Here is a 9,244-nt window from a genome sequence, read left to right as displayed (position 1 = left end):
GGTGAGCTCGCGGCGAAGGAGCACGCGGAGGCGCGGATCATCGACGAATACCTGCCGACCCCGCTCACCGACGCCGAACTCGTCGACGTCGTCGACACCGCGATCGGCCGCGTCGCCGACGAACTCGGCGAGCGTCCGGGCCCGAAGAACATGGGGCAGGTCATGAAGGTCGCGACCGCGATCGCCGCCGGGAAAGCCGACGGCAAGCGGCTTTCCGCGGCGGTCCGATCGCGGCTCTAGACGATCAGTTGTCGCCGGCCTCGCTGTCGCCCGAGGTCGGCGACTCCGACTCGGACTCCGGAGGCTCGGGCGAGCGGCCCGGAATCGGTGCGGGCGAGCTCGGCGCGGTCGTGTCCGGAACCTGGCTTCCGCTCGGCCGGGCAGGCGTGGCCGTGGTGGTCGGCGCGGCCCGGACGGTCCCGTCGCTGATGTAGAGCGTGATCGTGGAGCCGGGCACCGCGGAACCCGAGGGTGCGCTGTTGATGACGGTGCCGGCGCGTGCCTCGCCCTTGACGTTCAGTTCGGTGACCGAGAATCCGGCGTCCTGCAGTCGTGAGACTGCCTGCTGGCGGCTCAGGCCCGTCACGTCGGGCACCTGGGCGTTGCCCGCACCGCGCACGTACTTCTGATCGACCGGGGGCATTTCGATCGGCCCGAACTTCCCGGCGACGGGCAGCATCGCGTTGAACCAGGTCCGTGCCGGTTCGGTACCGCCGTACAGGTTGCCGTTGTAGCACGGCCGCACGGGTCCGGAGCAGATTTCACCGGGGGTGGGGGAGTCGCCGTAGGTGTACACCGCGCCCGCGAAGTGGTTGGTGAATCCGAGGAACGCCGACGACATGTGCGACTCGGTGGTTCCGGTCTTCGCTGACGTCGGCAGGCTCCAGCCGACCGAGCCGGCCGCGCCGGACGCGGTGCCGCCGGCAGCGATGTCCTTGCTCAGGGCGTTGGCCAGGGTATCGGCGAGCCCGGGTTCGACGACCTGCTCACAGGCCTGCTGCGTGATCGGCACCGGCTTGCCGTCGCGGTCGAACACCGCGTCGATCGGTGACGGCGGGCACCACTTGCCGTGCGAGGCCAGCGTCGCGGCCACGTTCGACAGCTCGAGCGGATTGATCCAGGTCGGGCCGAGCGTGTAGGAGCCGAGGTGCTGTTCCTTCTGCATGTCGGCCATGCTCTGCTCGCCGAAGCCGGAGGTGTTCGGCTGTGCGTACGACCGCAGCCCCAGCCGCACCGACATGTCGACGACCGGTTCGACACCCGTCGCCTCGATCAGCTTGACGAAGGCGGTGTTCGGCGACTGCGCGAGCGCGTCGGTCACCGACAGCTGCGGCGGGTAGGGACCGGCGTTCTCGACGCAGTACGTCAGGGCGGGGCAGCCCTTGGCGCCACCGTCACCGAGACCGCGCGCGTTGTAGCGGGCCGGCACGTCGAGCACGGCGCTGGTGCCGAGGCCCTTCTCCATCGCGGCGGCGACCGTGAAGATCTTGAAGATCGATCCGGCGCCGTGACCGGCCAGGGAGTAGGGCTGCGGCTGCACGGTCTCGTTCGCGTCCCCGTTGAGGCCGTAGACGCGGCTCGACCCCATCGCGAGGACGCGATGCGAATCCTGCCCGGGCTGGACGACGTTCATCACCGTGGCGATGTCGTCGACCGTGGGACTGGTGAACTTGTCGAGCGACGCCTTGACCGACGCCTGCACCTCGGGGTCGAGGGTCGTGCGGATCAGGTAGCCACCCTTGTCGATCTGCTCGCGGGAGAGCCCGGAGTTCTCGAGATAGCGCAGCGCGTAGTCGCAGAAGAATCCGCGGTCGCCGGCGGCGATGCAGCCGCGCGGCAGCGTGTTGGGCTCGGGCAGGACGCCGAGCGGCTCGTTCTTCGCGGCGCGGATCTCGTCGGCCCGTTCCGGGATGTTCTGGATCATCGTGTCGAGCACGACGTTGCGGCGTTCGAGCACGCCGTCCGCGTTCGTGTACGGGTTCAGTGCGGAGCTGGACTGCACCATGCCCGCGAGCATCGCGGACTGGGGGATGTTCAGGTCCTTCGCGTCGATCCCGAAGTAGGTCTGGGCCGCGTCCTGGATGCCGAACGATCCGTTGCCGAAGGGCACCAGGTTCAGGTACCGGGTGAGGATCTCGTCCTTCGTCAGTTCCTCGTCGAGGGTGAGCGCCATCCGGATCTCGCGGATCTTGCGGGCCGGGGTCGTCTCGATGGCCGCGCGCCGCTCGGCGTCGGTCTTGGCGACGACGTGCAGCAGATAGTTCTTCACGTACTGCTGGTCGATGGTGGACGCACCCTGCTCGACCTGGCCGCTGGTGGTGTTCGTGAGGAACGCGCGGATCGTGCCCTGCCAGTCCACACCCTGGTGTTCGGGGAAGCGCTTGTCCTCGATCGAGACGATCGCGAGCTTCATCTCGTTGGAGATGCGGTCGCTAGGCACCTCGAAGCGGCGCTGGTCGTACAGCCAGGCGATGGGGTTACCGGCGGCATCGACCATGGTGGTCACCGCGGGTACGACACCTTCGACGAGTTCGGCGGAGCTGTTGTCCACGGTGTCCGCGGCCCGGTTCGAGACGTAGCCGAAACCACCTGCGGCCGGGAACAGCATTCCCGCGAGAAGGACGCCGCCGAGGGCCGTGCAACCGGCGAGCTTCGCCACCGTATTTCGGATCGACACGGCTACACCCTACGTGGCGACCCGCCGATTCGATGCTTCGGTAGCGGCGAAAAGCCTCCGACGTGCAGGTATGGACGGGCGTACCAGAAAAGTGTTTGTTCGCCTTGCGCGCTGGGGAGTCTTTACCTAGATTGAGACATCAGTGTGATGCAGGTAACACCTCAATAGGAATGTGGCGCTTCCTACTGATGCTACGCAGCTACTGAGCGTACTGAGCGGCACGGCGGGTTTGCGCGAACTTCCGGAACTCCGCAACACGGTGTTCGGAGAGTGAAGGGGCAACTGAATGCACATGGCGACTCCGATGGCCCGGCTCGACGTAGACCAAGCAGAGGCACGAATCGCCTGGGTGACCCAGGCGCGGTGCCGAGAAGTGGATCCCGACCAGTTGTTCGTTCGAGGCGCAGCCCAGCGCAAGGCTGCGGTCATCTGCCGGCACTGCCCGGTGATGCTGCAGTGCGGTGCGGATGCCCTCGACAATCGTGTCGAGTTCGGTGTGTGGGGAGGCATGACCGAACGACAGCGGCGCGCACTGCTCAAGCAGCACCCCGAGGTCGAGTCCTGGGCCGACTTCTTCGAAGCGCAGCGTCAGCACCAGAACGCCGTATAGGGAGCGACCTCCCGGCACCGTCGACCACTCGACGACCAGTGGACCCGCGGGTCAGACCTCGCGGGTCAGCTGGTCTCCGACGGCCCTCAGTGCCTCGAGATCGGACACCTCGAACGGCAGCGACGGCACCCCGACCAGCGGTACCCGGGGATGCGCAGCGGTGAACCTGCCCAGCAGGTGCAGTTCCCGTTTCGCGGTCACCGCCCGATGGGCGTGGATACGCAGCACCGCCTCGGCGGGCTGACTGTCGTCGCGTTCCTCCTCGGCGAGAGCATCGGCCGCTGTCGACGCATGATCGGCAGACAGCGACGACAGCGTCGGATGCGTCCGGTTGAGAACGAGCCCGGCCAGGGGCATCCCGTCCGTGCTGAGCCGTTCGACGAAGAACGACGCCTCGCGCAGCGCGTCCGGTTCGGGCGCGGCCACGACGACGAAGTGCGTCCCGGGCTGCTGGAGCAGCTGATACGTGCGGTTCGCGCGTTCGCGGAATCCCCCGAACATCGAATCGAGGGACTGCACGAACGCCGACGCGTCGGACAGCATCTGGCTGCCCACGATCGTCGACACCGCCTTCAGCGCGAGCCCCATGGCGCCCGTCACCAGGCGGCCGAGCCCGCGGCCCGGCGCGGTGAACATGCGGATCATGCGGCCGTCGAGGAACGACCCCAGCCGCTGGGGAGCGTCCAGGAAGTCCAGCGCGTTCCGCGACGGCGGGGTGTCCACCACGATGAGGTCCCACGCGTCGCTCGCCGCGAGCTGGCCCAGTTTCTCCATCGCCATGTACTCCTGAGTGCCGGAGAACGACGACGCCACCGTCTGATAGAACGGGTTGTCCAGAATCTGCTGGGCCTTCTCGGGCGTGGAATGCTCGATCACCATGTCGTCGAAGGTGCGACGCATGTTCAGCATCATCGCGTGCAGCTCACCCTCCGCCTCCGCGCCCAGCTTCACCGGCTGCGGACTGTTGTCCAGAGCCTCCACCCCGAGCGCCTGCGCGAGCCGCCGGGCCGGGTCGATCGTCAGCACCACGACCTTGCGACCGCGCTCGGCCGCCCGCAACGCGAGTGCCGCCGCGGTCGTCGTCTTGCCGACACCGCCGGAACCGCAGCACACGATGACCCGGGAGCTCGGATCGGCGAGAATCCGCCCGACGTCCAGGACCGCGCCGGCGCGCGCGTGCGGGGCGCTCACCGGACACCCTGTTCGCCGAGGATCTCGGCGAGCTCGTAGAGCCCGCCGAGATCGACACCGTCGGCCAGCGCCGGGAGCGTCATCCGTGCCACCTTCACGTCGTCGAGTTGGGCGGCGCTGTCCTGCTGCGCCTTCAGGGTCGAAGCATGCTCGATGGTCTCGGTGAGCAGTCCCGCGAAGTCGGGCTCGGAGACCTTCAGCCCGACCCGATCGAACGCGGCTCGCACCGATTCGCTGTCGATGCGTCCTTTCGCGACGTCGTCGACGAGTTCACCGGGCAGGTACTCGGGCACCGTGCGGTTGACGATCACGGTGCCGAGCCGCAGGTCCGCGGCCTGCAGTTCCTCGACGGCGTCGGAGGTTTCCTGCACCGGCAGCGCCTCGAGCAACGTCACCAGGTGCACGACCGTGTCGTCCGAGTGCAGCAGCCGCACGACGCCTTCGCTCTGCGAGCGGATCGGGCCGGACTTCGCCAGATCGGCCATCGCCTTCGTCACGTCGAGGAAGCTGCCGATGCGACCGGTCGGCGGAGAATCCACCACCACCGCGTCGTACACCCGGCCCCCGCGCGCGTCGGAGCGCACCACGCATTCCTTGATCTTGCCGGTGAGGATGACATCCCGCAGGCCCGGCGCCAGGGTCGTCGCGAATTCGACGGCACCGATCCGGCGCATCGCCCGTCCCGCGAAACCCAGGTTGTAGAACATGTCGAGGTATTCGAGGAAGGCCGCTTCGATGTCGACGGCCAGGGCCATCACGACGCCGCCGCCGTCGGCGGTCGCGACCTTCGTCTCCACCGGCGGCAGCGGTGGCACGTCGAACAGCTGGGCGATGCCCTGCCTGCCCTCCACCTCCACCAGCAGTACCTTGCGGCCCTCGGCCGCGAGAGCGAGCGCCAGGGCGGCCGCGACCGTCGACTTCCCGGTGCCACCCTTGCCGGACACGAAGTGCAGCCGCGCATTCGCGGCCTTCGCCGGCCAGAGGCCGGGCTGTGCTGTCGGTGTTGCCACGAGGGTGAGCCTATAAGTGACCGGCCCCGGAATGCGCCGGATAGGGTCAGAGCGCAGCTCGACAGAGGAGAATCACATGAGCGAATTGACCACCTGGGAGTACGCGACCGTACCGCTGCTCACCCACGCGACGAAGCAGATCCTCGACACCTGGGGTGCCGACGGCTGGGAACTGGTGACGGTGCTGCAGGGCCCGACCGGTGAGCAGCACGTCGCCTACCTGAAGCGACCGAAGGGCTGACGCAGGTGACCGAACAGAACTGGACGTCCCGGCTCGCCGAACTCGGCATCGAACTGCCCCCGGTCGCCGCGCCCGTCGCCGCCTACGTGCCCGCGGTGCGCACCGGCGACCACGTCTACACCTCGGGCCAGCTTCCGTTCGTGGACGGCAAACTCGAACTTACCGGCAAGGTCGGTGATGCCGTCACCGCCGAGGACGCGAAGGCCGCGGCCCGCATCGCCGCGCTGAACGCGCTGGCCGCGATCGACGCGCTCGTCGGACTCGACAACGTGGTCCGCATCGTGAAGGTCGTCGGATTCGTCGCGTCCGCCGAGGGTTTCACCGGGCAGCCCGGCGTCATCAACGGCGCGTCGGAATTCCTCGGCGAGGTCTTCGGGGATGCCGGCGTGCACGCCCGTTCGGCGGTCGGTGTGGCGGAACTGCCGCTGGCCGCACCCGTCGAGGTCGAAGTGATCGCCGAGGTGCGCTGACCCCGAACGCTGACCGTAGAGTGGGGTGAATCGCACCGTCGTCACGAAAGAGGCCGAGCATGGCGCTGGTTCACCCCGCCTACGCGCAGTTGCGCCAGGTCACCCCGAATGCGGCCGTGGTCCTGGCAGAGAATCCGTCGGTGATGTCCCTCGAGGGCACCAACACGTGGATTCTGCGGGCGCCGGGCAGCGACGAATGCGTCGTGGTGGACCCGGGTCCCCTCGACGAAGCCCACCTCGAGCGCATCGCGCAGGTTCCGGTCGCCCTGACCCTGATCAGCCACCGGCACATCGACCACACCGAGGGCGCGGCCCGGTTCGCGGAGCTGACCGGGAATCCCGTCTGCGCCGTCGACCCCGAGCACCGGCACGGTGGTGGCCGCGGACTCGAGGACGGTGAGGTCGTCGAGGCCGCCGGGCTGCGGATCCGTGTGCTCGCGACGCCCGGTCACACCGCGGACTCGCTGTCGTTCGTGCTCGAGGACGACCGCAGCGTTCTGACCGCCGACACCATCCTCGGTCGTGGCACCACGGTCCTCGACGACACCGACGGTGACCTCGGCGACTACCTCGGTTCGCTGCGGCGCCTGATCGACCTCGGGTCCGGCTACACGATGCTGCCCGGCCACGGTCCCGACCATCCGGATCTCGAGCCGATCGCCCGTGCCTATCTCGCGCACCGCGAGGAGCGGCTCGAGCAGGTCCGGGCGGCGCTGCGCGTGCTCGGCGACGACGCGACGCCGCGCAGCGTCGTCGAACACGTCTACGCCGATGTCGACCGGTCGTTGTGGGCCGCCGCCGAGAAATCCGTCAACGTGCAGCTCGAATACCTGCGCAGCTTCGCCTGAGCAGGCGGGTCCGGGAAATCCGGATCCCGGGAACGACGAAGGCCGGGCCGTCGACGACGACCCGGCCTTTCGCGGCAGGTTCTAGCGAGCGCGGCGTGCGAGACGCTCGGAGTCCGAGATCAGCACGGACTTGCCCTCGAGACGCAGCCAGCCGCGGTGCGCGAAGTCGGCGAGCGCCTTGTTCACGGTCTCGCGGGATGCGCCGACGAGCTGCGCGATCTCTTCCTGGGTGAGGTCGTGGGTGACGCGCAGGGCGCCGGCCTCCTGGGTGCCGAAACGCTGCGCGAGCTGCAGCAGGGCCTTGGCGACACGACCCGGAACGTCCGTGAAGATCAGGTCGGCGAGGTTGTTGTTGGTGCGGCGCAGGCGGCGGGCGAGCACGCGCAGCAGCTGCTCGGCGATCTCGGGACGCTGATCGATCCACGCCTTCAGCGCCTCGCGGTCCATGCTCACGGCACGAACCTCGGTGACGGTGGTGGCGGTGGAGGTCCGCGGACCCGGGTCGAAGATCGACAGCTCACCGAACATGTCCGACGGGCCCATGATCGTGAGCAGGTTCTCGCGTCCGTCCGGCGAGCGGCGGCCGATCTTCACCTTGCCGGAGACGATGATGTACAGGCGGTCGCCGGGTTCACCTTCGTTGAAGATGACGTGTCCGCGGGGGAAGTCGACAGGCTGAAGCTCCTTGATCAGCGCCGCCACCGCGGAGGGCTCGACTCCTTGGAAGATGCCTGCTCTGGCCAGGACGTCGTCCACGTGCACTCCTTTTGGGAAATCTCATCGTCGTGTGCCGGTTTGCACGTCTACTGGCATCCCGGGCAGGTCACCTGCAAGGCGTACGTCTGCAAAGTCTACTGTGCCTGCATTACGCGCGAGTGACCGACACCACGAACAACTCGTCGTGTGTCTCTTCTGCGGTGTCCGATACTACCGGTCGGTCACGTCCTCAGCTTGCTCGTCGGGCGTCCGCGTCGAGCGGGGAATCCTCCACCACGTGTTCCGCGGCGCTGTTCCGGCGCCGCCGGTGCAGGCGGGCGAGAGCGTGGGGGAAACCCTCCCTGGCCAGGGTCGCGACGTCCTCGTGTCCGGCCCGGTTGAGGAAGTCCTCGACCTCCTGCTCGCGGACCGACAGACGACTCAAGCGCGACTCGACCCGCTCCATGGCCAGTGCGAACAGCATCAGGAGCACCGGGAAGAGCACGACGGCAAGAGCTTGCATATCGGGAAGTAAACACGGGAAAGGTCTCAGAAGCGACACGGTCGCGGAGTGGTGTCCGTCCGTTTACGTACAGTGGTTCAGGTGCAAGCGACCCCGTCCGAGACCCCTGAGGCGAGGCGTTCTCGCGCGTCCGCAAGTGCCCGCAAACCGGAATCGCGGCTTGCGCTGGTGCGGCGGGCGCGTCGCATGAATCGGCAGCTCGCGGAGGCTTTCCCCCACGTGTACTGCGAGCTGGACTTCACCACTCCGCTCGAGTTGGCGGTCGCGACGATCCTGTCGGCGCAGTGCACGGATGTGCGGGTCAACCAGGTCACCCCGGCGTTGTTCGCCCGTTACCCGGACGCCCGCGCCTACGCGGAGGCCGAACGCACCGAACTCGAGGAGTACATCCGGTCCACCGGGTTCTACCGCAACAAGGCGAACTCGCTGATCGGGCTCGGCCAGGCCCTGCTCGAGCGGTTCGACGGCGAGGTCCCGGGCCGGCTGGAGGACCTGGTGACCCTGCCGGGCATCGGCCGCAAGACCGCCAACGTGATCCTCGGCAACGCGTTCGATGTGCCGGGGATCACCGTCGACACACACTTCGCCCGCCTGGTGAACCGCTGGAAGTGGACCGAGGAAACCGACCCGGTGAAGATCGAACACGCCGTCGGTGCCCTCATCGAACGCAAGGAATGGACCCTGCTCTCGCACCGCGTGATCTTCCACGGGCGCCGGGTGTGTCACGCCCGCAAACCCGCCTGCGGCGTGTGCGTGCTCGCGAAGGACTGCCCGTCCTACGGCATCGGCCCCACCGACCCGGCGACCGCCGCCGCGCTCGTGAAGGGTCCCGAGACGGAGCACCTGCTCGAACTGGCCGGGCGGTGACCTGGGCATGAGATCGACCGGTGCGGGGCGGTGGAGCCTCGCTGTCCTCGTCGTCGTCGTCGCCCTCATCGTGGCGATCTGGCCCCGCGACACCGAGACCCCGGATCCGGG

The 9,244-nt window shown here is 68.2% G+C and carries 11 protein-coding genes; 6 read left to right on the top strand and 5 right to left on the bottom strand.

The window, feature by feature from the left end:
• Positions 1-240: GatB/YqeY domain-containing protein (locus I0Q12_RS34190; protein ID WP_231611612.1), on the top strand; the 240-nt coding region annotated here is incomplete at its 5' end.
• Positions 241-244: 4 nt separating this feature from the next.
• Here the strand turns inward: I0Q12_RS34190 and I0Q12_RS28300 are convergent.
• Positions 245-2,659, bottom strand: a complete 2,415-nt coding sequence (locus tag I0Q12_RS28300; RefSeq protein WP_307846604.1) for a transglycosylase domain-containing protein — start codon at positions 2,657-2,659, stop codon at positions 245-247.
• 304 nt (positions 2,660-2,963) lie between these two features.
• Here I0Q12_RS28300 and I0Q12_RS28295 point away from each other — a divergent pair, with 304 nt between their 5' ends.
• On the top strand, positions 2,964-3,287 hold the full coding sequence (locus tag I0Q12_RS28295; RefSeq protein ID WP_068166357.1) for a WhiB family transcriptional regulator: 324 nt from the start codon (positions 2,964-2,966) through the stop codon (positions 3,285-3,287).
• A 51-nt stretch (positions 3,288-3,338) separates the two neighbouring features.
• On the opposite strand, the gene I0Q12_RS28290 is transcribed toward I0Q12_RS28295, so the two are convergent.
• Both I0Q12_RS28290 and I0Q12_RS28285 read right to left on the bottom strand, forming a co-directional pair.
• Positions 3,339-4,478, bottom strand: coding sequence for an ArsA family ATPase (locus I0Q12_RS28290; RefSeq protein WP_197256871.1), 1,140 nt, complete (start codon positions 4,476-4,478; stop codon positions 3,339-3,341).
• The gene (locus tag I0Q12_RS28285; RefSeq protein WP_197256869.1) at positions 4,475-5,488 is read right to left on the bottom strand and encodes an ArsA-related P-loop ATPase; all 1,014 of its coding nucleotides are present in this window, start codon (positions 5,486-5,488) and stop codon (positions 4,475-4,477) included. Before I0Q12_RS28285 ends, I0Q12_RS28290 begins: the two co-directional genes overlap by 4 nt.
• A 76-nt stretch (positions 5,489-5,564) precedes the next feature.
• Here I0Q12_RS28285 and I0Q12_RS28280 point away from each other — a divergent pair, with 76 nt between their 5' ends.
• Genes I0Q12_RS28280 through I0Q12_RS28270 form a run of 3 tightly spaced genes read left to right on the top strand, consistent with a single transcriptional unit; the run spans position 5,565 to position 7,047 of the window.
• Positions 5,565-5,729: a DUF4177 domain-containing protein gene (locus tag I0Q12_RS28280; protein ID WP_156665596.1), complete on the top strand. Its 165-nt coding sequence runs from the start codon at positions 5,565-5,567 to the stop codon at positions 5,727-5,729.
• Between the two features lie 5 nt (positions 5,730-5,734).
• Entirely contained in the window at positions 5,735-6,199 is a 465-nt protein-coding gene (locus I0Q12_RS28275) for a RidA family protein (RefSeq protein WP_374068814.1), read from the top strand.
• A gap of 59 nt (positions 6,200-6,258) precedes the next feature.
• Positions 6,259-7,047: an MBL fold metallo-hydrolase gene (locus I0Q12_RS28270; RefSeq protein ID WP_197256867.1), complete on the top strand. Its 789-nt coding sequence runs from the start codon at positions 6,259-6,261 to the stop codon at positions 7,045-7,047.
• Positions 7,048-7,128: 81 nt separating this feature from the next.
• On the opposite strand, the gene I0Q12_RS28265 is transcribed toward I0Q12_RS28270, so the two are convergent.
• Together I0Q12_RS28265 and I0Q12_RS28260 are read right to left on the bottom strand one after the other, a co-directional pair.
• Entirely contained in the window at positions 7,129-7,803 is a 675-nt protein-coding gene (locus I0Q12_RS28265) for a Crp/Fnr family transcriptional regulator (RefSeq protein ID WP_197256865.1), read from the bottom strand.
• Between the two features lie 190 nt (positions 7,804-7,993).
• The gene (locus I0Q12_RS28260) at positions 7,994-8,266 is read right to left on the bottom strand and encodes a hypothetical protein (protein WP_197256863.1); all 273 of its coding nucleotides are present in this window, start codon (positions 8,264-8,266) and stop codon (positions 7,994-7,996) included.
• Between the two features lie 72 nt (positions 8,267-8,338).
• On the opposite strand from I0Q12_RS28260, the gene nth reads away from it, so the two are divergent.
• Positions 8,339-9,133 (top strand): endonuclease III, encoded by a 795-nt coding sequence (gene nth, locus I0Q12_RS28255; RefSeq protein ID WP_197256861.1) that lies wholly within the window; start codon positions 8,339-8,341, stop codon positions 9,131-9,133.
• Positions 9,134-9,244 lie beyond the last annotated feature (111 nt).

It is taken from the genome of Rhodococcus sp. CX (genome assembly GCF_015865005.1).
Lineage (GTDB): Bacteria > Actinomycetota > Actinomycetes > Mycobacteriales > Mycobacteriaceae > Rhodococcus.
Note: the sequence above shows the minus strand (reverse complement) of the source record. Positions and strands in the feature narration are given on the sequence as shown.

Bases quoted from the DNA above. Each gene is read 5' to 3' on its own strand.
- I0Q12_RS28260 (WP_197256863.1), bottom strand. From the start codon at position 8,266: ATGCAAGCTCTTGCCGTCGTGCTCTTCCCGGTGCTCCTGATGCTGTTC.
- I0Q12_RS28270 (WP_197256867.1), top strand. From the start codon at position 6,259: ATGGCGCTGGTTCACCCCGCCTACGCGCAGTTGCGCCAGGTCACCCCG.
- I0Q12_RS28280 (WP_156665596.1), top strand. From the start codon at position 5,565: ATGAGCGAATTGACCACCTGGGAGTACGCGACCGTACCGCTGCTCACC.
- I0Q12_RS28295 (WP_068166357.1), top strand. From the start codon at position 2,964: ATGCACATGGCGACTCCGATGGCCCGGCTCGACGTAGACCAAGCAGAG.